Source organism: Sphingomonas trueperi, assembly GCF_011927635.1.
Lineage (GTDB): Bacteria > Pseudomonadota > Alphaproteobacteria > Sphingomonadales > Sphingomonadaceae > Sphingomonas > Sphingomonas trueperi.
This window is the reverse complement of record NZ_JAATJB010000001.1, coordinates 63,690-88,425: the sequence shown is the minus strand read 5'-3', so window position 1 is coordinate 88,425 and position 24,736 is coordinate 63,690. Positions and strand designations below refer to the sequence as shown.

Sequence of the window (24,736 nt, the reverse complement as noted above, 5' to 3'; positions counted from 1 at the left end):
ATCGGCTTCCGAGCCGCGCCTAGGCCCGGCGCCGCCCGCCGGGCCCCGGCGGTCCCCCGATCAAGGATGCTCCCGACATGGCCATCGACCTCGAAACCCTGCTGGCGCCCGTCTCCGAAGACGATCCCGCCGGGCCCGACCTCGCCTATGACCCGCAGCGCCACCGGATCGAGCAGGCGTTCGACACGTCGGTCTCGATCGACGCCTCGGGGATCGTCGAGCAGCGCGCCGACACCGACTGGCGGCAGGTGCTCGACACCATCGCGACCCTCGCCACGCGGACCAAGGACCTGTGGCTGGGGGTCTATTTCTGCCGTGCCGCGGCGGAGTCGGGCAGGCTCGACCAGGTCGAGCTGGGCGTGGCGTTCGTCGCCGGGCTGCTCGACCGCTACTGGGATGCGGTGCATCCGCGGCTCGATGAATATGGCGTGGAGGCACGCAAGAGCGCGTTCGATGCGCTCGCCTCGGTGCCGGCCTTCGCGGGCTCGCTGCGGCGCATCGTCTATGCCGATCACGCCCGGCTCGGCCGGATCACCGGCGAGGACATCGCGCGCTTCCACCGCGGCGGCGAAGGCGAGGAAGGGTACGGCATGTTCCGCGCGATGCTCGCCGAGGCCGAGGTTCGCGCGGCGCTGACCGAGGGCGCCGCCGCGATCGAGCGGATCGAGGCGACCCTCCACGCCATCGACGAGCGGCTGATGGCCAATGCCGGCGCCCGCAATGCCACCGACTTCTCCGCGCTGTACGACGCGCTTTCGACGCAGAAGATCGCGCTGCGGAGCTTCGTGCCGACGCCGGTCGACGCGGAGATCGACACGCCGGGCGAAGACGGTGTCGTTGCGGGCCTTGAGGTGGAGGAGGGCGGCACGCAGCCGCTGCGCGGCACCGTGCGGAACCGGGAGGATGTGGCCCGGGTGCTCGATCTGGTGCTCGATTATTATCGCCGAAACGAGCCGTCGAGCCCGGTGCCGATGCTGGTCGAGCGCGCGCGCGGCTGGATCGGTCTCGATTTCATGGCCGTGCTCGAGGACATCGCACCCAGTGCGCTCGGCGATGCGCACGCCATTCTGCGCATGCGCGGCCAGTAAGCCAGCGCGGGCGCGTTCGGCAGGACGATGTCGGGCGGCGAGCGGCGCTGCCATGTGCTGCGGTTCCCGTAACGGTGTGAAGCGGTGCGTGTCGAGATAAGCGCGGCCGGGTGCCGGGGGGTAGGAGGATTGCGTTGCGCCTGAAATATTGCGGGCGCCGAACGCGCGGCATTTCTCGTGCGTACAAAGTGTCTTGTTTCGATCGTAGCTTCGCCGCCGGCTTCTGAAATCCGGCTGAAGCCGTCCGCTCGCTACTCGGCAAGCGTCGCACGGCGGATCCCCAACCGGTTTCCCCGTGCAATCGCAAACGCACGAGGTGGCTATGGTTTCGGCACGGGGCGGTCAGCGCTTCATCAAGGAGAACAGGGCGCCGCGCGTCCATATCGAATATGAGGTCGAGACCTATGGCTCGCGCCAGAAGATCGAGATCCCGTTCGTGATGGGCGTGATGTCCGATCTTTCCGGCAAGTCGCTGGTCGAGAAGAAACCGCACGACCAGCGCGACTTCGTCGATTTCGACATGGACAATTTCGAGGAGCGCATGGAGCGGATCGCGCCGCGCGCCGCCTTCACGGTCGAGAATACGCTGACCGGCGAGGGGCGGCTGGGCGTCGACCTGACCTTCAAGACGCTCGAGGATTTCAGCCCCGGCCAGATCGCCCGCGGCGTTCCCGCGCTCGCCAAGCTGCTCGAGGCGCGCGAGCAGCTCAACGACCTGATGCTCTACATGGACGGCAAGGCCGGCGCGCAGGAGCTGCTCGACAAGGTCCTGAAGGACCCCGAGCTGATGCGGTCGCTTGCCGCCGGCCGCGCGGCGCATGCCGAGACGGCCGAGGCCACGGCCGACGGCGGCGCAGCCGAATAACCGCAGATCCCGGATTCAGGAGGCACAGATGGCCCAGCAAGCAACGCAGCAGGACGATCGCGTCCAGCTGACGGAAGACGGCGCCGCGGACACGTTCGCGATGCTGCTCCAGCGCGAGTTCAAGCCCGGCTCGGACAGCAAGCGCGCGCGCATCGAGGAAGCGGTGAAGACGCTCGCCGAGCAGGCGCTCGCCGACGCCGCGGTGATCGGCGAGGACGTCTACATGACGGTCGACGCGCTCAAGGCGGCGATCGATCGCAAGCTCAGCGAGCAGGTCAACGCGATCCTGCACCATCCCGAATTCCAGCAGCTGGAGTCGGCGTGGCGCGGGCTGTGGTACCTGGTCGGCAACACGTCGACCGGCAAGGATCTCAAGATCCGCGTGCTCAACGTCTCCAAGGAGGAGACGCGCCGCCAGCTGCGCCAGTATCGCGACGCGGCGTGGGACCAGAGCCCGTTGTTCAAGCGCATCTACGAGGCCGAGTTCGGCCAGCTGGGCGGCCAGCCGTACGGCGCGATCGTCTGCGACTATCAGTTCGATCACAGCGGCCCCGACATCGAAGTGATGAAGGGGCTCGCCAAGATCGGCGCGGCGGCGCACGCGCCGTTCCTGGCGGCGGCGGCCCCGGCGCTGATCGGCATGGACAGCTGGCGCGAGCTCGCCAATCCGCGCGACATCGCCAAGCAGTTCGACGCTACCGATTATATGGCCTGGCGCTCGTTCCGCGCCTCGAACGACAGCCGCTACATGGCGCTGACGCTGCCGCGCTTCCTTGGGCGCCCGCTCTACGGCGCGAACACCGACCCCGTCGAGGAATTCGCCTTCGAGGAAGAGGTCGACGGCGATCACGACAACTATCTCTGGCTCAACGCCGCCTATGCGCTGGGCGTACGGATCACCGAGGCGTTCAAGACCTATGGCTGGTGCACGCGCATCCGCGGCGTGGAATCGGGCGGCACGGTGGAGGATCTGCCGACCGCGCTGTTTCCCACCGACGAAGGCGGGCTCGACGTGAAGTGCCCGACCGAGATCGCGATCTCGGACCGGCGCGAGGCCGAACTGTCCAAGGCCGGGCTGATGGCGCTGGTTCACCGCAAGAACACCGACCATGCGACCTTCATCGGCGCGCAGACGCTGCATGCGCCCAAGGCCTATGAGGATCCGGACGCGACGGCGAGCGCCAACCTCTCGGCGCGGCTGCCCTACATCTTCGCCAGCTGCCGCTTCGCGCATTACCTGAAGTGCATGGTGCGCGACTGGGTGGGCAGCAGCCGCGAGGCGCCGGTGCTGGAGCGCGACCTGCAAAGCTGGATCATGCAATATGTCGACGTCCAGCCCGACTTCTCGACCGAGGATACCAAGGCGCGCAAGCCGCTGAAGCAGGCGTCGGTCGAGGTGATCCCGGACCCCGAGAACCCCGGCTATTATCGCGGGTTGTTCCGCATGATCCCGCACTATCAGCTCGAGGGCATGGACGTGTCGCTGAGCATGGTCTCGCGGCTGCCCAAGTCCGGCAACTGAGCCGCGGGCCCGCCCAACCTCCCTCTCCCTCTCTCCCGCTTCAAACCCATCAAGGATGAATCATGGCTGTCGATATTTTCCTGAAGCTCGAAGGCATCAACGGCGAGTCGAAGGACGCAAAGCATCCTGCCGAGATCGACGTGATCGGCTGGAACTGGGGCATGAGCAATGTCGGCACCGCGCACATGGGCGGCGGTGCGGGCACCGGCAAAGCCAATTTCCAGGATATTACCGTCACCAAGTTCGTCGACCTCGCCTCGATGCCGCTGATGCTCAGCTGCGCGCAGGGCAAGCACATCACCAAGGCGACGCTCACGATGCGCAAGGCGGGCGGCGACAGCCCGCTGGAGTATCTCACCATCGTGATGGAGGAAGTGCTCGTCTCGAACATCCAGCACGGCGGCAGCAGCGGCGACGAGCGCACCACGGAGATGGTGTCGCTCAATTTCGAGAAGATGCACATGACCTACAAGGAGCAGACCAAGGACGGCACGGCCGGCGGCGCGCCCGAGTTCAAGTGGGACATCCTGAAGAACACCAGCGCCTGATCGGTCTTCGGGCGCTCCGCATCCGCCTCGGCATGAAGGCGCGGCGTCCCTTTTTCATCGACCAGCAAGAGAGCCAAGATGATGCCAGCCGATGTCGCGCAGGAACGGGCCATCGCGGCGCAGCTCGCCTCGGGCGATCTCGTCGCCGCGCGGCAGGCGTTGGCTGCCGTGGTGCGTAACGCCCCCGGCGACCAGCGCGCGCGGATGTTCCTGTGCCAGATGCTGTGCATCGACGGCGCATGGGACGGCGCGCGCAGCCAGCTCCGCGCGCTGGCGCAGCTCTCGCCCGAGGCGCAGATGCTGTCGGTCGCCTATGGCCAGGCGATCGAGGCGGAGCGGCTGCGCGCCGCGGCGATGGCGGGCGAGGAACGCGCGCCGCTGCTCGCCGGCGGCGAGGCCTGGGCGGAAGTGTTCGTCGATGCGCTCGCCGCGGTGGGGCCGGATGCGGGGCTGCTGCGCCGGCACGCGCTCGACGGCAGCCCCGATATGCCCGGCGAGATCGACGGCCACCGCTTCGACTATCTGTTCGACGCCGACAGTCGCTTCGGGCCGATGTTCGAGGCGGTCGTGGCCGGGCGCTGGGGGCTGATCCCGTTCGCGGCGGTCGCGGAGATCACCAGCGAAGGGCCGGTCGACCTGCGCGACCTGGTATGGCTCCCCGCCGAGATCCGCCTGCGCGACGGTGCCGGGATCGCCGCGCTGCTGCCGGTGCGCTATCCCGGCACCGAAGTGCAAGAGGAGGGCGCCCTGCGGCTCGCGCGGCGTACCGAATGGCACGAGGCAGAGGACGCCGTCCACGGCCTGGGCCAGCACCTCTGGACCACCAGCGACGGCACCGACATCGGCATCCTAGGCTTCCGCCGCATCCGCTTCGATCCCCAGCCATGACGCGGCGGATCAACCCGACGCTGTTCGACAAGCTTGTCGCCGATCTCGAGCTCGATGGCTTGCGCGACGAGTCGGTGGAGGTGCGCGGCATGGATCGCACCTCGCTGCGCTTCTACACCGTGCCCCGGATCGAGCGGTTCAACGAGGCCGCGCTCCGCACGACGGTGCTGCGCGAGCTCAACTGGCTGCTCAACACCATCTCGCTCGCCTCGGCCGAGGATCTCTCGGCGGCGCCCGAAGTGGCGAGTTCCGTCCTCAACTACGGCCTTGCCGACCTGACCGGCAGCCTGCTCACCCGGCCGGGCGTGCAATCGCGTGCGCGCGAGATGCGCGAGGCGGTGGCGCGGTTCGAGCCGCGGGTGGCGCGCGGCAGCCTCGAGGTCGAGGTCGATCCCGATCGCACCCGCGCCAGCAGCGTCGGCTTCGTGATCCGCGGCGACCTGGTGAGCGCGGTCGCCGCGCTGCCGGTCGAGTTCCGCTCGGACGTCGAGATCGAAACCGGCGCGGTCGCCTTCCGGGAGCAGTGATGGATCCCCGGCTCCTTCAGGCGTATAACGACGAGCTCGTCTATCTCCGCGAAACCGCGCGGGAATTCGGCGAGGAGCACCCGACCGTCGCCGGCCGACTGGGGCTCGACGCCTCGGGCGAAGTCGACCCGCACGTGGAGCGGCTGCTGGAGGGCGTGGCGTTCCTCGCGGCGCGCGTGCAGCTCAAGCTGCAGGACCAGTTTCCCGATTTCACCCAGCATCTGCTGCAGGTGGTGCAGCCGCACTATCTCGCGCCGACGCCGTCGATCTGCATCGCCGGGTTCGAGCCGCATGCCGGCGACGGGGCCCTGGCAGAAGGCGTCGCCGTGCCGCGCGGCACGCGTCTGCGCGCGCTCGCCGCCGATCGGGACAACTCCTCCGTCCAGTTCGTCACCGGCCATGCGGTGACGCTCTGGCCGCTCCGCGTGGTCGAGGCGGAGTATCTCTGTTCGCGCGCCGCCGTCGCGCCGTTCCTCACCGCGGTGGGGGCGGGGGAGACGATCGAGGCCGGCATCCGGCTGCGGCTGGGGACGACCGAGGGCATGCGGCTGGCCGATCTGCCGGTCGACGATCTCCCGCTCTATCTCGACGGGGCGGGCAGCGTGCCGGGCGAAGTGTTTCGCCAGCTGATCGGCGATGCCGTCGCCGTCGTCGCCCGTGCGCCCGAATCGGGCGCGGCCGGCGGCGTGCGCCTGCCGGTACCGGCGCAGCATGGCTTCGACGAGGCGCATGCGCTGCTGCCGAACGACCGGCGTTCGCACCGCGGCTATCGGCTGCTCGGCGAATATTTCGCCTGCCCCGAGCGCTTCCTGTTCGCCCGCCTCGAAGGGCTCCGCGCCGCCTTCGCCGCCTGCGAAGGCGAGACGTGCGACGTCGTGATCCTGCTCCGCCGCGCCGCGCCGGCGCTCGCCGGCGCGCTGTCCTCGGCCAATTTCCGGCTGTTCGCGACGCCGGCGATCAACCTGTTCGAGAAGCAGCTCGACCGCGTGCCGCTGCGCGGGTTCGAGCACGAGCATCAGGTGATCGCCGATCGCACCCGCCCGCTCAACTACGAGGTGTGGCGGCTGCTCGACGTGAAGGCGCATGGCCGCGAGGCGGACGATGTCCAGCCGGTGCTGCCGCTGCACGATTTCGCCGGGATGCTCTATGACTGGAGCGAGGCGATCTTCTACGTGCCGCGGCTGCGCTACCGGCGGCTCTCGACCCGCGAGCAGCGCGCGCGGCGGCGCGGTGACTATACCGGCACCGAGACCTGGATCAGCCTGACCGCCCCCGGCCGGCCCGATCGCATCGAGGAGATCGGCGAACTGTCGGTCCGCGCGCTCGTCACCAATCGCGAGCTGCCCGCGCTGGTGCGCGGCACCGGCGCGGCGCTGTCGGGCGAGGGCCTGCCGGTGCGCGCGATCACGATGCTGCGCGCGCCGACGCCGCCGCGGCCGCCGCTCGGCATCGGCGATGCGGCGTGGCGGGTGATCAGCCACCTCACCCCCAATTACACCGGCTTCGCCAGCGATCCCGACGGCAGTCCCGACGTGCTGCAGAGCCATCTCGCGCTCTACGGCCGCGTCGACGATCCGGCGCTGCGACGGCAGGTGGATGGGGTGCGCTCGGTCACCGCGCATCCCGTCTCGCGCCGCGTGCCGGGCGCGCAGCCCGGCTTCGTGCGCGGGCAGCAACTGTGCGTCACCCTCGACGAGGCGGCGTTCGAAAATGGCCGCATGTTCGTGTTCGGGGCGGTGCTAGAGCGCTTCCTGAGCGAGTTCGCCGCGGTCAACAGCTTCACCGAAACGGTGTTCGAGACCCTCCAGCAAGGGAGGTTGGCGCAATGGCCCGCGCGCATCGGCCGCCGTCCGACCATCTGAGCTATTTCGCCCGCGCCGCGCAGCAACTGCGCCGGCTGGGTCCGCTCGCGCTGCTGCGCGGGGCGGAGGCGCGTGCGCCGGGCCTGCCGCGGATCGGCGAGGCGAAGCTGCCCGCGCAGGACATCGCGACGCTCACCCACACGCCGTCGCTCGCCTTTCCCGCCGCCACGCTCGATGCGATCCGGGTGGAAGACGGCCGCGCGACGGTCGCCGGGCAATGGTTGGGGCTGACCGGGCCGATGGGGCCGCTGCCGCTCCATCTCAGCGAGTTTGCCGCCTATGAGCAGCGCTATTCGCGCACCCAGCCCTATGGCAGCTTTCTCGACGTCCTTGCCGGGCGGATGCTGCAGCTCTTCTACCGCGCCTGGGCGTCGACCAGCCCGGCGGCGAGCGCCGATCGCCCGGCCGACGACCGCTTCGCCGATCGCGTCGCCGCGCTGACCGGCGCGCAGGACGGCGCGCGCGCGGACAGCGCCTTTCCGCCCGCGGCCCGGCTGCGCCATGCCGCGCTGTTCGTATCGCCGCGTAGCCCGGCGGGGCTGCAGGATGCGCTCGCCGACCTGCTCCGCGTGCCGGTGCGGATCCGCGAGTTCGTGCCGCGCTGGCGTGCGGTCGAGCCGGAGGACGGCACGCGGCTCGGCGGCCGCTGCGCGGGACTGGGGCAGGATGCGATGGCGGGCGGCCGGGTGCGGACCTGGCAGGATGCCTTCCGCGTCGAACTCACCATCCGCGATCCGCGTGACCATGCCGCCTTCCTGCCTGGCGGCCAGCGCTATGCGCTGCTGGTCGCCGCGCTCGATGCCTTCGCGCCGCCGCATCTCGAATGGGACGTCGAACTCGCCGTGTCGGCCGAGGCGATCCGCCCGGCACGGCTGGGCGGCGGCGCCCGGCTCGGCTGGAGCGGCTGGACCGGGCGTGCGGCGCCCGGCGGCACCCGCGCCGATGCCAGGCTCGGCCCCAGCGCCCGGCGGCTCGCCCGCACCCTTTCCAAGGAGACCATCACGTGACGGAGATCAGCCGGTCGGCGCTGTTCGGACGCCTCAACCCCACCGCCCTCAAGGCGATCGAGACCGCGACTGGCTTCTGCCGGATGCGCGGCAATCCCTATGTCGAGCTGGTCCACTGGCTGCACGTGCTGGTGCAGGATGCCGGCAACGACGTGGCGGCGATCCGCCGCGCCTTCGCCATCGACGATGCCCGGCTGGCGGCGGATCTTTCCGAGGCGCTCGACCGGCTGCCGCGCGGTGCCAGCGCGATCTCGGACTTCGCGCCGCAGATCGAGGAAGTGATCGAGAAGGGCTGGCTGTTCGCCTCGCTGATGTTCGCCGCGCCGCGCGTGCGCACCGGGCATCTGCTGCTGGCGATGCTCAAGACGCCGACGTTGCGCGGGCTGCTTCACGCCACTTCGGCCGAATGGCGCAAGCTTTCCGCCGAGCGGCTGGGCGCCGACTTCGCCGACATCGTCCGCCACTCGACCGAGGCTGCGGGGACCGAGCCGGTGGCGCTGTCGGACACGCAGGCTCCGGCGACGGAAGAAAGCGCGCTGGCCCGCTACGCGGTCGACCTCACCGAACGCGCGCGTACCGGCGCGATCGACCGGATCGTCGGCCGCGATGCCGAGATCCGGCAGGCGATCGATATCCTGCTGCGCCGCCGCCAGAACAACCCGATCCTCACCGGCGAGGCCGGGGTGGGCAAGACCGCGATCGTCGAGGGGCTGGCGCGCCGCATCGCCGATGGCGATGTGCCCCCCGCGCTCGCCGAGGTCACCCTCCACGCGCTCGACATCGGGCTGCTCCAGGCTGGTGCGGGGGTGAAGGGCGAGTTCGAGAAGAGGCTGCGCGCAGTGATCGACGAGGTCGAGGCCTCGCCCAAGCCGATCATCCTGTTCATCGACGAGGCGCACACGCTGATCGGCGCGGGCGGCCAAGCCGGCACCGGCGACGCCGCGAACCTGCTCAAGCCGGCGCTCGCCCGCGGGCAGTTGCGAACGATCGCCGCGACCACCTGGGCCGAGTATCGCCAGTATTTTGAGAAGGATCCGGCGCTCACCCGCCGTTTCCAGCCGATCGCGGTGGGCGAGCCCGATATCGAGACCGCGATCGCGATGCTGCGCTCGGTCAAGCCGCTGATGGAAGAGCACCACCGGGTCGTGGTGCTCGACGAGGCCGTCGCCGCGGCGGTGCGCCTGTCGCAGCGCTATATCCCGGCGCGGCAGCTCCCGGACAAGGCGGTAAGCCTGCTCGACACCGCCAGCGCGCGCGTCGCGGTTTCGCAGCATGCCACGCCCGCGCCGGTGGAGGATGCGCGCCGCCGCATCGAACTGCTCGACGTGGAACTGGGCATCGCCGAGCGCGAGGCGGCCGGGCGCTATGCCAATGCCGGGCGGATCGCGCCACTGCAACAGGCGCTGGCTGAAGCCCGCGCGACCTTCGCCGCGCTCGAGCAGCAATGGGCGGGCGAGCGCGCGGCCGTCGCGGCGGTCGCCGAGGCACGCGCCGCGCTGGCGGACGGGGGCGACGCCGCGCTCGATGTCGCGCTTGAAGCCGCCGACGCCGCACGCGGCGACCGCGCGATGGTACATGGCGAGGTGACCGAGGAGATGGTCGCCGCCGTGGTCGCCGACTGGACCGGGATTCCCGTCGGGCGGATGGTCCAGGACGAACTCACCGCCATCCTCGAGATGGAGGCCCGGCTCCAGCGCCGCGTGATCGGGCAGGACCATGCGATGGCGGCGATCGCCCGGCGGCTGCGCACCAGCCGCGCGCGGCTCGACAATCCGGACAAGCCGGTCGGCGTGTTCCTGCTCTGCGGACCCTCGGGCGTCGGCAAGACCGAGACCGCGCATGCGCTTGCCGAACTCCTCTATTCGGGCGACGACAGCCTGATCACGATCAACATGAGCGAATTCCAGGAGGCGCACAGCGTCTCGACGCTGAAGGGCGCGCCGGCTGGCTATGTCGGCTATGGCCAGGGCGGGGTGCTCACCGAAGCGGTGCGGCGGCGGCCCTATTCGGTGGTGCTGCTGGACGAGATCGAGAAGGCGCATCCGGATGTCCACGAGATGTTCTTCCAGGTGTTCGACAAAGGCTACATGGAAGACGCCGAGGGCCGGTATATCGACTTCCGCAACACGCTGATCCTGCTCACCTCGAACGTCGGCACCGACCTGATCGCCAGCCTGTGTGAGGATGAGGAGACGGCGCCAGCGCCCGAGGCGCTCGCCGGGGCGCTGCGCCCGGCGCTGCTCCAGGTGTTCCCGCCGGCCCTGCTCGGGCGGTTGAGCGTTCTGCCCTATCTGCCCCTCTCGCCGGCGATGCTGCGGCAAATTGTGGGGCTCCAGCTCGATCGCATCATCCGCCGTGTGGCGGAGCATCATGGCGCGGCGCTGATCGTGGCGCCGGCGACGATCGACCTGATCGTGTCGCGCTGCGAGGAGGTCGCCTCGGGCGGCCGCATGATCGATGCGATCCTCACCAACACGCTGCTCCCCGATCTGTCGCTGGGCCTGATCGAGCGGCAGATCGCCGGCACGGCGGTGACGGCGATCCATGTCGGTGTCGACGGCGACGGCTTCACCTATCGCTTCGACGGCGACGGTGCCGACCTCCCCGCGCTGGCGGCCGAGTGAGCATGGAACCGATGCCCGACAAGGACGGGCCCGGCGACGATCGCACCGTCGTCGCGATCGAGCCCAGCGCGGGCGGGTCGCTGCCGGGCGCCGGCGGCGGCGGTCGCCGCGGCGCCAGCCTTGTGCCCGGGGACGTGCTCAACGGCATCTATCGGGTCGATCGCTTCATCGCGCGCGGCGGCATGGGCGAGGTGTTCGAGGGCATCAACGTCGAGAGCGACGAGCGCGTCGCGATCAAGGCGATCCGCAGCCACCTGGCGCAGGAAGACAAGATCATCGCGATGTTCCGCAAGGAAGCGCGCGTGCTCACCCAGATCGCCCACCCGGCGATCGTGCAGTACCGCGTGCTGGCGCGCGATCCGATGCTCGATCTCTATTACATCGTCACCGACTTCATCGACGGCGAGCCGCTTTCGGCGCACTTGGGGGGCTTGCTGCCGACGGCGGCCGAGATCGCGATCCTGGCGCGCCGGCTTGCCGCGGGACTGCTGGCGGCGCACGAACATGGCGCGGTCCACCGCGACATGTCGCCGGACAATGTGCTGCTGCCGGGCGGGGCGATCGAGCGGGCGAAGATCATCGATTTCGGAATCGCCAAGAGCCTCGATATCGGCGGCGAGACCGTCGTCGGCGAGGGCTTTGCCGGCAAGCTCGGCTATGTCGCGCCCGAGCAGTTCGGCGACTTCGGTCGCGATGTCGGTCCCTGGACGGACGTGTACAGCACCGCCCTGGTGCTGCTCGCCTTTGCGCGCGGCAAGGCGCCGGCGATGGGGAACACGCTGGCGGACGCGGTCGAACGCCGCCGCCAGCTGCCCGATTGCGACGGCCTGCCGCCGGCGCTGGTGCCGCTGCTCCGCAAGATGCTCGCGCCGAACCCCGCCGAGCGGATCCGCTCGATGGCGGAGGTGCTGGCGTTCCTCGACTCGCTGGTGCTGCCGGAGGAGGATGCGGCCGGCGCATCGCTTCCACCCGTCCCGGCGCCTGCCGTGCCGTCCGCCCCGGAAGCCGTGTTCGCGCCGGTGCGCGCGGTGCCGGCGCCCGCCGTCGCGGTTGCCCCGAAGCGACCGGCCGCCGCTCCCAGGCCCGCGCCTGCGCCGAAGCGGCGGCGCGGCAAGGGGATCTGGGCGCTCGCCGCGCTGCCGGTCGCCGGGGGCGCATGGTGGCTCGTCGCCGCACCCGCGTCGCATCCGCCCGCCGCTCCGCCGCCGGCAAGGCAGGTTGCGCGCACCGTCCCCCAAGCCCCTGCCGTGCCGCGTCCGTCGCCGGCGGCTTCGCAAGGCCCCCGCGTGGAAATGCCTGAACCGGCTTCCAGGGGCGCTGCGCTTCCCGTACCGACGCCGATCCCGGCGGCATCGCCCGCTGCGCTCCCGGCCGCCAAGCCGACGCCCGAGGCACCGGTGCCGGTGGCGCCCGTGCGCAAGCCCGAGGAGGATGCGGCGGGCAAACTCGTCGACTTGCAGAAGCTGGAGCGCAGCCACCATTGGCAGAGCAGCGGCGTCGGCGCCTGCTATCGCTTTACCGGCGACTGGAAGCTGATCGGCCATACGAGCAAGGCGGCTTGTGCGCTGACCGTGTTCTTCAACCAGTGCCACGTGAAGAGCGGCCTGTTCGGCCAGGTCGCGCTGCGCCGCAACGGTGCGCGTATCGAGGAACTGCGTGGACGAAAGTGGCAGGCGCTCTATGCCGATCGCCGCTGCGGCTGACGGCAGGGCGATCGGCACCGCAGCTTACTCCGACATTTGACGCGTGCCCCACTCCGTGGTTGAACCGCGCCTGCGCGGCCCCTAAGTCGCGCAGGCGGTCTTGGTACCGCTAACGCCCAGTTTCAGAATCATCCTCGTCGATCGGAGAGAGAGCTCATCATGGCGCTGACCGGAGAATTGTTCATCGCATCGAAGCGCGTCGCCCGCGACGCCGGCTTCCGCGCCGTTGCCGCCGCTACCGGCAGCGAGATCGAACCCAGCTTCAGCACGGCGACGCTGGAAGACGTCGACGCCGCCTGCGCTGCCGCCGAGGCTGCGTTCCTGCCCTATTCGAGCCTGTCGCGCGAGGAACGCGCCAAGTTCCTCGAAGCCATCGCCGAAGAAATCGAGGCGCTGGGCGACGAGCTGATCGAGCGCGCGATGCAGGAAAGCGGCCTGCCCCAGGCCCGCCTGCAGGGCGAGCGCGGCCGCACCGCCGGGCAGCTGCGCCTGTTCGCCAAGGAACTGCGCCTGGGCGACTATCTGCGCGTCCGCATCGATCACGCGATCCCCGATCGCGCGCCGCTGCCCAAGCCCGACCTGCGCCTGCGCATGGTGCCGCTGGGGCCGGTCGCGGTGTTCGGCGCGTCGAACTTCCCGCTCGCCTTCTCGACCGCTGGCGGCGACACCGCCTCGGCGCTCGCCGCCGGCTGCCCGGTGGTGGTGAAGGGCCACCCGGCGCATCCGGGCACGGCCGAGCTGGTCGCATCCGCGATCACCCGCGCGGCCGAGAAGACCGGCATGCCGGAAGGCGTGTTCTCGATGGTCGCCGGCACCGCCAACGAGCTGGGCAGCGCGCTGGTCAGCGATCCGCGGATCAAGGCGGTGGGCTTTACCGGCTCGCGCGGCGGTGGCCTCGCGCTGGTGAAGATCGCCCAGAGCCGTCCGGTGCCGATCCCCGTCTATGCCGAGATGAGCAGCATCAACCCCGTCTTCCTGCTGCCGGCAGCGCTGGAAGCCCGCGCCGAGGCGCTGGGCAAGGGCTATGTCGCCTCGGTGACGATGGGCGCGGGCCAGTTCTGCACCAATCCTGGCCTCGTGCTGGCGCTGGAAGGCCCGGCGCTGGAGCGCTTCCTGGCGGCGGCCAGCGAAGCGATGCTCGGCGCGCCGGCGCAGGTGATGCTCACGCCGAACATCCACAAGGCCTATGAGAGCGGCGTGGCGAAGCTCGCCGGCGTCTCGACCGTGCAACAGCTTGCGCAGGGCGTCGAAGCGCAGGGCCCGACCTGCGGCCGCGCGGCCTTGTTCACGATGCAGGGGGCGGACTTCATCGCCGATCCGAGCCATGCCGAGGAAATTTTCGGCGCGACCTCGCTGCTGGTGCGCTGCGCCAGCGTCGACGAGCTGAAGAAAGTCGTCTCGCTGCTCGAAGGCCAGCTGACCACCACGCTGCACATGGACGAGGGCGACGTCGCCGTCGCGCAGGAGCTGCTGCCGTCGCTGGAGCGCCTGGCCGGCCGCATCCTCGCCAATGGCTGGCCGACCGGCGTCGAGGTGACCGACGCGATGGTCCATGGTGGGCCGTTCCCCTCGACCTCGGACGGCCGCAGCACCTCGGTGGGTACGCTGGCGATCGACCGGTATCTGCGCCCGGTGTCGTACCAGGACCTGCCGGAAGCACTGCTCCCGGCTGATGTGCGCGATGGTACGGCTGTGCCGGCGCGGGTGGACGGCAAGCCGACCGTCTGAGGCTGTTCCTCGCTAAATCCCCCTCCCGCTTGCGGGAGGGGGATGGCGGGGCAGCGTTACAGCAGTTTATTCACAGCTCCAGCGGCGGCCATTGCCGCGCCGTGTGAATCACAGCGACGATCCAGATCGCGTCTTCGGCGATTTCATAGATCAATCGATAGCTGCGATGCGGGGTGAACTCGCGCGTTCCGGGCACGTCTGCCGGGTGTCCGAGCAATGGGAAATCCGCGAGTTTGGAGGCGAAATCACGAATCAACGTGTCGATGCGCACGGCTGCCTGTCGGTCGCGTGCGACGATATAGTCCCAGATCGCCGCGCGGTCTTGCTCCGCTTCGGTCGACCAGCGGACGTTCACTGGGCGTCAGTTACCCTTGCGCGACGTGCGGCGAACGCGGCTTCCACTTCTTCGTTGCTACGGCCTTCGCCCCGACGGATCGACGCGCGCGAAAGCTCCACCTTGTGGGTGACGAACGCGCGATAGGCTTCGGCATTTTCTTGCTGCTGGACGAACTCGCGCATCAGTTCCCGAACAACTTGCGAGGCGGGTCGATGCGCTGCCTCGGCCGCTGCCATGAACGCATCCCGCAAATCGGGTTCGAGTTTCATCGTGAACACGGCGGCTTTCGACATGGCAACCTCGCAAGCGATACTGACGAGGTATATACCATGTCGGAATGTCGCCGGGCAACGGGAGGCTAGAACTTCGCCTCGCCATACACCCGGGTGATGTCCCCCTGCCAGTCGCCATGATAGCGATCGAGCAGCACCTGCGCCGGCACCTTGCCGGTCCGCACGATCTCGCGCAGCGGATCGAGGAAGCCGGATTCGTTGTCGCCCGAGCCGTTGAGCCGGGCGCGCGCCTGGAGCCCCGCGCCGGCGATGTTCAGCACCTCGCCGGCAATGTCGGCCAGCTTGCCGCCGCCTGGCAGCGGTGCATCCAACGCGAGCTTCGGCACCGCGCTGCGCAGCGCCTCGCGGCCTTCCATCGACCAGCCCTTCACCAGGTCCCAGGCAGCATCGAGCGCACCCGAATCGTAGAGCAGGCCCACCCACAAGGCCGGCAGCGCGCAGATTCGGCCCCAAGGGCCGCCATCGGCGCCGCGCATCTCCAGGAACTGCTTCATCCGCACTTCGGGGAAGGCGGTGGAGAGATGATCGGCCCAGTCGTCCATCGTCGGCAGCTCGCCCGGCAGGACCGAAAGCTCGCCCTTCAGGAAGTCGCGGAAGCTGAGGCCTGCCGCATCGATATATTTCCCGTCGCGGTAGACGAAGTACATCGGCACATCGAGCGCATAGTCAGCATAGCGTTCGTAGCCGAAGCCGTCTTCGAACACGAAGGGCAGCATGCCGGTGCGCGCCGGATCGGTGTCCGACCAGATGTGGCTGCGGTACGAGAGGAAGCCGTTGGGCTTGCCCTCGGTGAAGGGCGAGTTGGCGAACAAGGCGGTTGCCAGCGGCTGGAGCGCCAGGCCGACGCGGAACTTCTTCGCCATGTCGGCTTCGCTGGCATAGTCCAGGTTCACCTGGATGGTGCAGGTGCGCAGCATCATGTCGAGCCCCATCGAGCCCACGCGCGGCATGTGGCGCAGCATGATCTCGTAGCGGCCCTTGGGCATGATCGGCAGCTCGGCGCGGGTCTTGTCCGGCCACATGCCCATGCCGAGGAAGCCGATGCCGAGCCGGTCGCCGACGGCCTTGACCTGCTTGAGGTGGCGGCCGGTTTCGGCGCAGGTGTCGTGCAGGTTTTCGAGTGGAGCGCCCGAGAGCTCGAACTGGCCGGCGGGCTCCAGGCTGATTGCGCCATCGGGGCCGGAGAGCGCGATGACGTGCTCGCCCTCATAGATCGGCTTCCAGCCGAATTCGGTGAGGCCGATCAGCAGCGCATGGATGCCGCCGCGCTCTTCATAGCTGGGCGCGCGGTGGCTGCCGTCCATCCAGTAGACGAACTTCTCATGCTCGGTGCCGATGCGCCAGCGCTCCGCCGGCTTCTCGCCCTTGGCGAAATACTCGACCAGCTGGGCGCGATCCTCGATGACCGCCGCGGTCTTGGTCGAAACGGTCTTGGTGCTCATTTTCGCGCCTCTAGCGATGCCGACGAAACGACGCCAGCGGATTTTTGTACCGTTCGGTTTACCAGTCGCCCGCGGCGCCCATCCACAGGCTCACCGCCGCCGCCGCCGCGGTCTCGGCGCGCAGGATGCGGGGGCCGAGCGCGATGCCGATCGCCTGCGAAACGGCGCGAATCGATTCGCGTTCCTCGGCGTCGAATCCGCCCTCGGGACCGACGAGGATCGCGGCGGGGCCGGGATGGGCGCGCATCGCCTCCAGCGCGGGCACGCCGCCCGTTTCGTCGGCGAAGAACAGCGCGCGGTCGGCCGGCCAGTCGCGGAGCAGGGCGGGGAGCTTCACCGGCTCGACCAGTTCGGGCAGCGCGGTGCGGCCGCATTGCTCGGCGGCCTCGATCATGTGGGCACGCAGGCGATCGAGGTTGAGCCGGTCGATCACGGTGCGGCGGGTGAGGACGGGCACGAGGCGCGCAACGCCCAGTTCACACGCCTTTTCGGCCACCCAGTCGATGCGACCCTTCTTGATCGGCGCGGCGCAGAGCCACAGGTCCGGCACGGCTTCGTGCGGGCGGAGCTGCTCGGTGATCTCCAGCGTCAGGTCGCGCTTGCCGACGTCGCGGGCGATGCCGAGCCATTCGCCGCTCGTGCCGTCGAACAGCTTCACCGCCTCGCCAGGCTTCAGCCGCATCACCGATCCCAGATAATGCGCCTGGGGTCCGTCGATCCGGCGCAGGCCGGATTCGAGCGGGCCTTCGACGAACAGGCGAGGGGCGGATTGCGGCGGCCAGGCGGGGGTTGCGGGCATGGGCCTGCTGTAGCCGCGCCATGCCCCTTTCGTCCATCCGGGCGCGGGGTCACTGTCCCTGGTAGCGGATCTTCCACAGTTTGTAGGGCGAGCCGTCGGGCAATGCCACTGGCTCCAGCCAGTCCGGTACCCGTCCTTTGGCGAGCTGGGCGTAGAAGCCGACCGGGTTGTGCGAGCGGTAGACGGTGGTTTCCGCCATGTTCGGGCAGAGCAGCAAATAGGCCGCTTTGTGGCGCGCCGCGATCGGACGGAAGCCGTCGGCCGTGCCGGTAAAGGCATGGTGGACGTCGAGGATCGCCTGGCCGTTGCGGTGATAGGGCCCGGCAACGGCATTGTGGTGCGTCACCACGATCAGCCGGGGCCCGAGATCGACCTGGGTGAACATCGTCGCGGCGGGAATTGCGTTCAGCGTGCGCAGCTGCGAGGTGCGGGTGCAGGCGATGTTCGCCTGGCGCACCTTGTCGCTGCCGGGCCTGGGCGCGGTCTTGTTCGCCCAGGGCATCTTCACCCCGCTGGCGACCACGCCGACGCCCACAAAGGCGAGCACCGCCACGCCGATCCGCACCCAGAGCGGACCCCGCCGCACGAGCAGGGGCACCAGAATCCAGATCAGCGCGGTGATCCCGGGCACCGCGAGCAGCTGCGCACCCGGCGCCGCGCGCATCTGCCACAGCAGCATCGCGGCGGCGAAGGCCGTGAACAGCGCGACCGCGACCCAGCCGACCAGCTTGGCGCTGCGCCGCGCGTGCCATACCGCGAGCAGTGCGCCGAGCAGCCCCAGGCCCGCGACGATCGCGACCGGTACGGCGACGTCCGCCGGGTGGCGGTAGATCGGCCGTGCTTCACGGACGTTGGAGAGCCAGGTCTTGTAGAGCTCGTCCGAGACTTGCTCGGGACGGCCGAGGCATTGCGGGAAGAAATGGACGAAGCCCGCGACGATCAGCCCGCCGGCAACCACCGCCAGCGCCAGCCGCACCCAGCGCGCGGCGGGGTTGGCCAGCGTCAGCGCTACCAGCAGCGCGCCGGCGGCGACCAGCACGCTCAGCCACACCGGCGTCAGCGCGTCGCAGCGCATCGCTTGGTTGGCATAGGAGGCGAAGGCCGCGAAGCCGATCGCCGAGCCGCCGCCCAGCGTGAGGCCATAGACCATCAGCCGGGCCCGCTCGGCCGCGTCCCACACCCAGCGCAGCGCGAGGATTGCCCCGGCCATCGCGCAGAAGGGCAGCAGCTCCAGCCCGATCGACAGCGAAAAGGCGCTGGCGAGGCCGACGACCGCGCCGCCGCGCGCGCCCTTGGGATCGGCAATGCCGGCCACCGTCATCGCCAGTGCGGCGAGCTGCCAGCCATGATGGTCGATCCGCAGCGGCGCGTACATCGGCAGCGTCGTGGTGCACACGCTCACCAGCAGCACCAGCGCGATCGGCCAGGCGAAGGGCGAGACGAGGCGGCGGACCGTGAGCGCGAGCCCGGTCATCGTGATCGACAGCGGCAGCAGGGGGGCGAGCCCACACGCCCATTTCTCTGCCGTGGCCATGCCGACAAAGGGCTTGAGCAGCAGGATCAGCCCGGCGATCGGCAGGTCGACGATCCGCGACCAGTGGATGTCGAATCCGCCCAGCGCCGGGTCCATCCGGTACTGGCGCAGATCGTACCAGCCCTGGCCCGCCAGCAGCGCGCGGACCTGCATCAACCGCATATTGTCGTCGGTGTCGCCCAGCGTCAGCCAGTAGATGTTGCCCTGGCGCTGGACGAGGAACCACACCGTCACGCAGGCCCAGGCGACCAGCGTCCAGAGCAGCCAGTGGCGGTCGAATTCGTCTCGAAGGCGGAAAAGCCGCTGAATGTTGGCCGTCAAAATCGCTTTCCTCGGATGCTGCCGCGCATTAGGGCGAGCGCCGGTCAGAGGGCAAGCGAGATGACGGCGGTATTGCAGCGAGTGGAAGCATTACGGGCCAGCGGGGTGCTGGGCCAGCTGATCCGCTTCGTCATCGTCGGCGGGCTCTCGACGGTGGTCTATGCCGCCGTCTACTGGCCGCTGGCCACCTATGTGATCCATCCGGTCGCCGCTTCGGTGGCCGGCTTTCTGGTCGCGGTGGTGTTCGGCTATTTCATGCACAGCCGCTGGAGCTTCCAGGGGCACGGCGCCGAGGAAAATGCGGCGCTGAAACTGAGATTCTTCGTCGTACAGGCGACGGGCATGGTGCTCAACGCGGGCTTCACCTGGCTGCTCACCGGCCCCTGGATCCATGGGCCCACCTGGTGGCCGCTGGTGCCGGCGGTGCTCGTCACGCCTTTCGCGACTTTCGCACTCAATCGCTTGTGGGTTTTCGGCTGAATGGACCGTATCGTTTACGACCGCATGGCGGCGCATGACTCCACCCATTGGTGGTACCGCGCCCGCCGCGACATCCTCGCCGACTATCTGGCGCGCTACGGCGCGGTGCCGAAGGACGCCAAGATCCTCGAGATCGGCTGTGGCACCGGGCACAATCTGCCGATGCTCGGCGCGTTCGGCGAGGTCGACGCGATCGAGATCGATCCGGCGGCGCGGGCGATCGCCAGCGCGCGGCTGGGCAAGCCGGTGGGCGCCTCGCCATTGCCCGAGCTGACCGGGGTGCAGCCCGGCAGCTACGACCTGATCGCGGTGCTCGACGTGGTCGAGCATATCGAGGACGACGTGGCCGCGCTCAAGGCGATGGCCAGCGTGCTCAAGCCCGGCGGCAAGATCCTGATCACTGTGCCCGCGCACCAGTGGATGTGGAGCGCGCACGATGTGGTGAATCACCACAAGCGCCGCTATTCCAAGGCCACGCTGCTGGCATCGCTGGAAAAGGCGGGGCTCAAGTGGCGCAAGCTGCGCTGGTTCAACTCGCTGCTGTTCCCGGTAGCGGTGGCAGCGCGCTTCGCCGGCAAGCTGATGGGCAAGGACGACAGCGACGATTCGCCGCCGCCGGCCGTGCTCAACAAGGCGTTCGAGACGATCTTCGGGCTGGAGCGGCATCTGCTCGGCCGTCTGCCGATGCCGCCGGGGCTGTCGATCATCGTGATCGCCGAGCCGAAGGGCTGAGGTAGCGCTGCGTCCTTTTCTCCCCTCCCGCAAGCGGGAGGGGGAATAGAAGATTTCACTCCGCCGCGTCGTTGTGCCGGGCCTGAGGCGACACGCTGATCGTCCCCGAATCCTGCTGGCGGTACCCCAGCGAGGCATGCGCCTGCACCGGCCCCGCGACATCTGCGATAAGGTACAACGGCCGGCGCTTTGATTCGACATAGAGCCGGCCGAGATACTCGCCGATCATCCCCAGCACGAACATCTGCACCGCGCCCAGGATCACGACGACCAGCATGGTCGATGTCCAGCCCTGGATCGCGTGCCCCATCGCCCAGGCGATCAGGATGTAGAGGATCAGCAGCACCGAGGCCGCCGTCAGCAGCAACCCGACATGGCTGGCGAAGCGCAGGGGTGCGGTCGAGAAGCCGGTGATCGCGTCGAGCGCAAAGCGGATCATCTTGCCGAGCGGGTATTTGGTCTCCCCCGCATGCCGCTCATGGCGGTCATAGACGAAGGGCACCTGGCGGAAGCCGATCCAGGCGACCATGCCGCGGATGAAGCGCGCCTGTTCGGGCAGCGACAACAGCGCATCGAGCGCGCGCCGGCTCATCAGGCGGAAGTCGCCGGTGTCGAGCGGGATCGGCGTGTCGGTGATGCGATCGAGCATGCGGTAGAAGATCGCGGCGGTCGCTTTCTTGAACAGGCTTTCGCCCTCGCGCTTGCGGCGCACGGCATAGACTACGTCGGCGCCCTGCGCGGCCATGGTTTCGCGCATCTCGGTCAGCAGCTCGGGCGGGTCCTGCAGATCGGCGTCGATGATCAGGATCTGCTCGCCGGCGCACAGGTCCAGGCCCGCGGTGAGCGCGAGCTGGTGGCCGTGGTTGCGCGACAGGTTGATCGCGACGAGGTGCGGGTCGGCGGCGGACAGGCGCTGCATCACCTCCCAGCTGCGATCGCGCGACCCGTCGTTGACGAAGACGATTTCATACGACTCGCCCACTGCGGCGCGCGCGGCGGCGCTGACGCGGCCGTGGAGCATGTCAAGACATGCTTCTTCGTTGTAGCAGGGGACGACGACGGAAAGCTGGGGACGTTTCATCACGCGCGCTCTGTAGCGCTGCCGGAACGGCCCGTCGAGCGGGCGCGCATCAGGCGAACAGGCTGGTGACGAGCCACACGTTTGCGCCGGTGATTCCGGCGAACAGCAGCCAGCCGATCGCCTGCAGCCAAGCGGGATTGGCGAAGCGGCCCATCAGGCTGCGGTCGGTGGTGAGCAGCAGCAGCGGCGCCATCGCGAAGGGCAGCCCGGCGGAGAGCACGACCTGGGTCAGCACCAGCAGCCGACCCACCGCACCGTCGCCGAGCAGCAGCACGCCGATCAGCGCCGGGACCAGCGCCAGCCCGCGGGTGATCAGCCGGCGGACCCAGCACGGGATCTTGAGGTCGAGGAACCCCTCCAGGATCACTTGGCCGGCGATGGTGCCGGTAAAAGTCGCGCTCTGCCCCGAGGCGAGCAATGCGATGCCGAACAGGGGCGCGGCGATCGCGGCGCCGGTAGCTGGCACGAGCAGCCGATAGGCATCCTCGATCTCGCGCACGCCGGTATGGCCGTTGGCATTGAAGGCGGAGGCGGCGACGATCAGGATCGCGGCATTGACGAAGGTGGCGGCGAGCAGGGCGGCGATGATGTCGAACTGGGCGTAGCGCACCGCCTCGCTGCGGCTGGCCTCGTCGGCGCCCGAGACGCGGGTCTGCACCACCGAGCTGTGCAAATAGAGATTGTGCGGCATTACCGTCGCGCCGAGGATGCCGATCGCCAGGTACAGCGCATGCGGGTCGGCGAGGCGGGCGGGATCGGGGATCATGCCTGCCAGCACCGCGGCGCCGTCGGGGGGCGAGAGAAACAGCTGCACCACGAAGCAAGCCGCCACCGTGCCGACCAGCCCGAGCATGATCGCCTCCATCTGGCGGAAGCCCTGGCCCTTGAGGCTGAGCACGATCACCACGTCGAGCGCGGTGATCAGCACGCCGATCCACAAGGGAATGCCGAGCAGCAGCTGGAAGGCGAGCGCGCTGCCCAGCACTTCGGCGACGTCCGTCGCGATGATCGCGAGCTCGGCGAACACCCAGAGGAACTTGGCGACCCCCGGCGAATAGCGGTCGCGCACCAGCCGGGCGAGGTCGCGGCCGGTGGCGATGCCCAGCCGCGCGCACAGCGATTGCAGCACCATCGCGGCCGCGCTGGAGGCGAGGATGACGAACAGCAGGCCATAGCCGTACCGCGAGCCCGCCTCGATATCGGTCGCCCAGTTGCCCGGATCGATATAGCCGACCGAGACCAGCAGCCCCGGCCCCATATAGCGCAGCAGCTTGGCCAGCGGCGACAGGCCCACGGGCACGCTCACGCTGCCGCGGACCTCGGAGGGACAGAAGGGCGCGGTAGCGGTGCGGGGCAGTTTGAACATGGCGGGCTCACGGACACGGGAAAGGCAACCGCCCTTGTGGCGGGCGGTTCCGGTCGCCGCAACCATACTGGGGCTGGGGCAGGTGGGAAGATCCTGCCTTCCCGGGCAGGATCTTCCAAGCCTCAGGCCATGGCCTTGGCGCGTTCCTCCACCAGCCGTTCGAACATGGTGAGCGGCATCGCGCCCAGCCGGATCACCTCATGAAACTGCTGGAGATCGAACTTGTTGCCGGCGATCTTCTGGGCGTTGGCGCGCGCGCGGGTCCAGGCGATGTGGCCGAGCTTGTAGGCGCAGGCCTGGCCCGGCATCGTGCAATAGCGCTCCACCTCGCGCTGCGAACGCGGCCGGGCGAAGCCGGTGTTCTGGACGATGTAATCGGTCGCTCGCTCGCGGGTCCATTGCTGGGTGTGAATGCCGGTATCGACCACCAGCCGCACTGCGCGGAACAAAAAGGACTGGAGATAGCCGGCGCGCTCCAGCGGCCCGTGATAGGCGCCGAGCTCGTCGGCCAGCTGCTCGGCATAGAGCGCCCAGCCTTCGGTATAGGCGCTGAAGAAGCCGAACTTGCGGATCAGCGGGCCTTCCGCCGCCTGCGCGGTGCTGATCTGGAGATGGTGGCCGGGCAGGCCTTCGTGGAAGGTCAGCGCGGGCAGCGAGTATTTCGGCCAGTCGGCGACGCTCTTCAGGTTGATCCAGTAGATGGCGGGGCGCGACCCATCGAGCGCGGCGCGGGTGTAATAGCCGTTCGACGCGCCGTCCTGGATCTCCACCGGCACCGCGCGGATCTCCAGCGGCGCCTTGTTGGGGTTGAGGAACGCCTTGGGCAGCAATGCCGCGACTTCCTGCACGCTGGCGTTGAGCCCCGCGATCAGCGCCGTCCGCCCCTCGGCGGTGTCCGGATAGAGCTGGTCGGGGCGCTCGTTGAGCGCGGTCAGCCTTTCGCCCACGCTGCCCTTCGTCAGCCCTTGCGCCTTCAGCAGCGCATCGAGCTTGGCGCTGATCTCCGCGACCTGCTCCAGCCCCATCTTGTGGACCTGATCGGGCGTGAAGCTGGTGGTCGTCCATTGCTCCAGTGCGGCCGCGTAGATTTCCTGTCCGCGCGGCACGTCCCACAAGCCGGCGGAGGGGCGGCCCTTGGCGTGGAGGTCCTTGATCAGCGCGTATTGGCGATCGAGCGCGGGATACACCTTCTCGCCAACGATCTTCGCGGCGCGACCCTGCCAGTCGCCCTGGAGCTGCTTGGCGGCGGCGCGGCGGACCAGCGACTGGGTGAGGGTGTTCGCGGCCGGATCGGCCTGGCGCAGCTTGGCTATCTGGGCGAGCGTCAGCTCGAGGCAGAAGACCGGCGCGACCAGCCCGCGTCCCGCGGCTTCCTTCTGGTCCGCGGTGTCCTGGTCGAGCGCGCCGGCAAAGGCATCGAGACGATCCAGATAGGCCTCGGCATCGTCCTGGGTGACGATCGTGTGGCTGGAGTTGAGGAAATCGGGCGTCGAGAAATAGGCGCCGCCCTGCTGAGTGATCGGGAAGGGGCGGCCGACCGAGTCGATCTGGAACCTGTCCTGCGAGACGGTGGCGCTGCGCAGCGAGTAGAGCACCACTTCGCGATCGAGCTGCGCCCCCTCGGACAGGGTGGCTGGATCGAACGCCTCGATCTTCGCAATCGCCGCCTTGGTATCGGCGAGGTTGCGGGCCTTGGCGGCAGGGCTGTCGTCGCTCAGCTTGTGCTTGAGCGCGGCGTTGGGGCCCTTGTCGAAGCCGAGCGAGGTGGCGAACTCCGGCGAGCGCTGGATACGCTCGGCGACGATCTGGTTGTAGACGGCGTTGATCTCGGCATCGCGGGTGCCAGCCATGGCGGCGCGGGCCGCGGCGGGGAGCAGCGCGGCCAGGGTAGCGGTGCTCGACGAAGCGAGGAAGGTACGACGATCCAAGGCTTTTCCCCCAAATGCTGTGTTTGCTGGGGGCAGCGTACCGCGAATCTAGGCAAGGTCC

21 protein-coding genes are annotated in these 24,736 nt (G+C 69.2%); 13 read left to right on the top strand and 8 right to left on the bottom strand.

All coding sequences use genetic code 11. The features are described 5' to 3' along the window. The first annotated feature begins 77 nt into the window (after nucleotides 1-77). The 11 genes from tssA (at nucleotide 78) to GGR89_RS00380 (ending at nucleotide 14,362) form a co-directional block, all read left to right on the top strand. Complete coding sequence (tssA, locus tag GGR89_RS00430; RefSeq protein ID WP_125974659.1) at nucleotides 78-1,088, top strand: type VI secretion system protein TssA; 1,011 nt, start codon at nucleotides 78-80, stop codon at nucleotides 1,086-1,088. Between the two features lie 322 nt (nucleotides 1,089-1,410). Further along, complete coding sequence (gene tssB, locus GGR89_RS00425; protein ID WP_125974657.1) at nucleotides 1,411-1,953, top strand: type VI secretion system contractile sheath small subunit; 543 nt, start codon at nucleotides 1,411-1,413, stop codon at nucleotides 1,951-1,953. Nucleotides 1,954-1,981: 28 nt separating this feature from the next. Then, a complete protein-coding gene (gene tssC / locus GGR89_RS00420) occupies nucleotides 1,982-3,475 on the top strand; it encodes a type VI secretion system contractile sheath large subunit (RefSeq protein ID WP_125974655.1) in 1,494 nt (497 codons plus the stop codon). A 62-nt stretch (nucleotides 3,476-3,537) separates the two neighbouring features. Next, nucleotides 3,538-4,023 (top strand): Hcp family type VI secretion system effector, encoded by a 486-nt coding sequence (locus GGR89_RS00415; protein WP_125974653.1) that lies wholly within the window; start codon nucleotides 3,538-3,540, stop codon nucleotides 4,021-4,023. Nucleotides 4,024-4,101: 78 nt separating this feature from the next. Then, nucleotides 4,102-4,911 (top strand): type VI secretion system accessory protein TagJ, encoded by an 810-nt coding sequence (locus tag GGR89_RS00410; protein WP_241213532.1) that lies wholly within the window; start codon nucleotides 4,102-4,104, stop codon nucleotides 4,909-4,911. Continuing rightward, nucleotides 4,908-5,438, top strand: a complete 531-nt coding sequence (gene tssE, locus GGR89_RS00405) for a type VI secretion system baseplate subunit TssE (protein ID WP_125974651.1) — start codon at nucleotides 4,908-4,910, stop codon at nucleotides 5,436-5,438. The genes GGR89_RS00410 and tssE overlap by 4 nt, the downstream gene beginning before the upstream one ends. Next, the gene (gene tssF / locus GGR89_RS00400; RefSeq protein WP_125974649.1) at nucleotides 5,438-7,300 is read left to right on the top strand and encodes a type VI secretion system baseplate subunit TssF; all 1,863 of its coding nucleotides are present in this window, start codon (nucleotides 5,438-5,440) and stop codon (nucleotides 7,298-7,300) included. Before tssE ends, tssF begins: the two co-directional genes overlap by 1 nt. Next, nucleotides 7,264-8,307 carry a type VI secretion system baseplate subunit TssG gene (gene tssG, locus GGR89_RS00395; protein ID WP_125974647.1) on the top strand — a complete coding sequence of 348 codons (1,044 nt, stop codon included), beginning with the start codon at nucleotides 7,264-7,266 and terminating at the stop codon, nucleotides 8,305-8,307. The genes tssF and tssG overlap by 37 nt, the downstream gene beginning before the upstream one ends. Beyond that, a complete protein-coding gene (gene tssH, locus GGR89_RS00390) occupies nucleotides 8,304-10,931 on the top strand; it encodes a type VI secretion system ATPase TssH (protein ID WP_125974645.1) in 2,628 nt (875 codons plus the stop codon). The genes tssG and tssH overlap by 4 nt, the downstream gene beginning before the upstream one ends. Nucleotides 10,932-10,933: 2 nt before the next feature. Continuing rightward, entirely contained in the window at nucleotides 10,934-12,634 is a 1,701-nt protein-coding gene (locus tag GGR89_RS00385) for a serine/threonine-protein kinase (RefSeq protein ID WP_167712680.1), read from the top strand. A gap of 159 nt (nucleotides 12,635-12,793) precedes the next feature. Then, the gene (locus GGR89_RS00380; RefSeq protein ID WP_125974641.1) at nucleotides 12,794-14,362 is read left to right on the top strand and encodes an aldehyde dehydrogenase (NADP(+)); all 1,569 of its coding nucleotides are present in this window, start codon (nucleotides 12,794-12,796) and stop codon (nucleotides 14,360-14,362) included. 70 nt (nucleotides 14,363-14,432) lie between these two features. Here the strand turns inward: GGR89_RS00380 and GGR89_RS00375 are convergent, their stop codons facing one another. The 5 genes from GGR89_RS00375 to GGR89_RS00355 form a co-directional block, all read right to left on the bottom strand. Further along, the gene (locus GGR89_RS00375; RefSeq protein WP_125974639.1) at nucleotides 14,433-14,717 is read right to left on the bottom strand and encodes a type II toxin-antitoxin system RelE/ParE family toxin; all 285 of its coding nucleotides are present in this window, start codon (nucleotides 14,715-14,717) and stop codon (nucleotides 14,433-14,435) included. Further along, on the bottom strand, nucleotides 14,714-14,992 hold the full coding sequence (locus tag GGR89_RS00370; protein ID WP_125974637.1) for an antitoxin of toxin-antitoxin stability system: 279 nt from the start codon (nucleotides 14,990-14,992) through the stop codon (nucleotides 14,714-14,716). The genes GGR89_RS00375 and GGR89_RS00370 overlap by 4 nt, the downstream gene beginning before the upstream one ends. Nucleotides 14,993-15,057: 65 nt before the next feature. Further along, nucleotides 15,058-16,434, bottom strand: coding sequence for a glutamate--cysteine ligase (locus GGR89_RS00365; protein ID WP_125974635.1), 1,377 nt, complete (start codon nucleotides 16,432-16,434; stop codon nucleotides 15,058-15,060). 58 nt (nucleotides 16,435-16,492) lie between these two features. Next, nucleotides 16,493-17,233 (bottom strand): 16S rRNA (uracil(1498)-N(3))-methyltransferase, encoded by a 741-nt coding sequence (locus GGR89_RS00360; RefSeq protein ID WP_125974633.1) that lies wholly within the window; start codon nucleotides 17,231-17,233, stop codon nucleotides 16,493-16,495. A 49-nt stretch (nucleotides 17,234-17,282) separates the two neighbouring features. Continuing rightward, nucleotides 17,283-19,088 (bottom strand): AcrB/AcrD/AcrF family protein, encoded by a 1,806-nt coding sequence (locus tag GGR89_RS00355; protein ID WP_125974631.1) that lies wholly within the window; start codon nucleotides 19,086-19,088, stop codon nucleotides 17,283-17,285. Nucleotides 19,089-19,148: 60 nt separating this feature from the next. Between GGR89_RS00355 and GGR89_RS00350 the strand changes: the two genes are divergently transcribed. Together GGR89_RS00350 and GGR89_RS00345 are read left to right on the top strand one after the other, a co-directional pair. Next, a complete protein-coding gene (locus tag GGR89_RS00350; protein WP_206431211.1) occupies nucleotides 19,149-19,568 on the top strand; it encodes a GtrA family protein in 420 nt (139 codons plus the stop codon). Continuing rightward, entirely contained in the window at nucleotides 19,569-20,300 is a 732-nt protein-coding gene (locus GGR89_RS00345) for a class I SAM-dependent methyltransferase (RefSeq protein WP_125974629.1), read from the top strand. Between the two features lie 55 nt (nucleotides 20,301-20,355). Here GGR89_RS00345 and GGR89_RS00340 read toward each other — a convergent pair whose 3' ends face one another. The 3 genes from GGR89_RS00340 to GGR89_RS00330 form a co-directional block, all read right to left on the bottom strand. Next, the gene (locus GGR89_RS00340; protein WP_125974724.1) at nucleotides 20,356-21,381 is read right to left on the bottom strand and encodes a glycosyltransferase family 2 protein; all 1,026 of its coding nucleotides are present in this window, start codon (nucleotides 21,379-21,381) and stop codon (nucleotides 20,356-20,358) included. 49 nt (nucleotides 21,382-21,430) lie between these two features. Next, the gene (locus GGR89_RS00335; protein ID WP_125974627.1) at nucleotides 21,431-22,747 is read right to left on the bottom strand and encodes an Nramp family divalent metal transporter; all 1,317 of its coding nucleotides are present in this window, start codon (nucleotides 22,745-22,747) and stop codon (nucleotides 21,431-21,433) included. A gap of 122 nt (nucleotides 22,748-22,869) precedes the next feature. Then, the gene (locus tag GGR89_RS00330) at nucleotides 22,870-24,675 is read right to left on the bottom strand and encodes a DUF885 domain-containing protein (protein ID WP_125974625.1); all 1,806 of its coding nucleotides are present in this window, start codon (nucleotides 24,673-24,675) and stop codon (nucleotides 22,870-22,872) included. Nucleotides 24,676-24,736 lie beyond the last annotated feature (61 nt).

Bases quoted from the DNA above. Each gene is read 5' to 3' on its own strand.
- tssB (WP_125974657.1), top strand. From the start codon at position 1,411: ATGGTTTCGGCACGGGGCGGTCAGCGCTTCATCAAGGAGAACAGGGCG.
- GGR89_RS00350 (WP_206431211.1), top strand. From the start codon at position 19,149: ATGACGGCGGTATTGCAGCGAGTGGAAGCATTACGGGCCAGCGGGGTG.
- GGR89_RS00340 (WP_125974724.1), bottom strand. From the start codon at position 21,381: ATGAAACGTCCCCAGCTTTCCGTCGTCGTCCCCTGCTACAACGAAGAA.
- tssA (WP_125974659.1), top strand. From the start codon at position 78: ATGGCCATCGACCTCGAAACCCTGCTGGCGCCCGTCTCCGAAGACGAT.
- GGR89_RS00345 (WP_125974629.1), top strand. From the start codon at position 19,569: ATGGACCGTATCGTTTACGACCGCATGGCGGCGCATGACTCCACCCAT.
- GGR89_RS00410 (WP_241213532.1), top strand. From the start codon at position 4,102: ATGATGCCAGCCGATGTCGCGCAGGAACGGGCCATCGCGGCGCAGCTC.
- GGR89_RS00385 (WP_167712680.1), top strand. From the start codon at position 10,934: ATGGAACCGATGCCCGACAAGGACGGGCCCGGCGACGATCGCACCGTC.
- GGR89_RS00335 (WP_125974627.1), bottom strand. From the start codon at position 22,747: ATGTTCAAACTGCCCCGCACCGCTACCGCGCCCTTCTGTCCCTCCGAG.
- tssE (WP_125974651.1), top strand. From the start codon at position 4,908: ATGACGCGGCGGATCAACCCGACGCTGTTCGACAAGCTTGTCGCCGAT.
- tssG (WP_125974647.1), top strand. From the start codon at position 7,264: ATGGCCCGCGCGCATCGGCCGCCGTCCGACCATCTGAGCTATTTCGCC.
- GGR89_RS00370 (WP_125974637.1), bottom strand. From the start codon at position 14,992: ATGTCGAAAGCCGCCGTGTTCACGATGAAACTCGAACCCGATTTGCGG.
- tssC (WP_125974655.1), top strand. From the start codon at position 1,982: ATGGCCCAGCAAGCAACGCAGCAGGACGATCGCGTCCAGCTGACGGAA.
- tssF (WP_125974649.1), top strand. From the start codon at position 5,438: ATGGATCCCCGGCTCCTTCAGGCGTATAACGACGAGCTCGTCTATCTC.
- GGR89_RS00415 (WP_125974653.1), top strand. From the start codon at position 3,538: ATGGCTGTCGATATTTTCCTGAAGCTCGAAGGCATCAACGGCGAGTCG.
- GGR89_RS00380 (WP_125974641.1), top strand. From the start codon at position 12,794: ATGGCGCTGACCGGAGAATTGTTCATCGCATCGAAGCGCGTCGCCCGC.
- GGR89_RS00360 (WP_125974633.1), bottom strand. From the start codon at position 17,233: ATGCCCGCAACCCCCGCCTGGCCGCCGCAATCCGCCCCTCGCCTGTTC.
- GGR89_RS00365 (WP_125974635.1), bottom strand. From the start codon at position 16,434: ATGAGCACCAAGACCGTTTCGACCAAGACCGCGGCGGTCATCGAGGAT.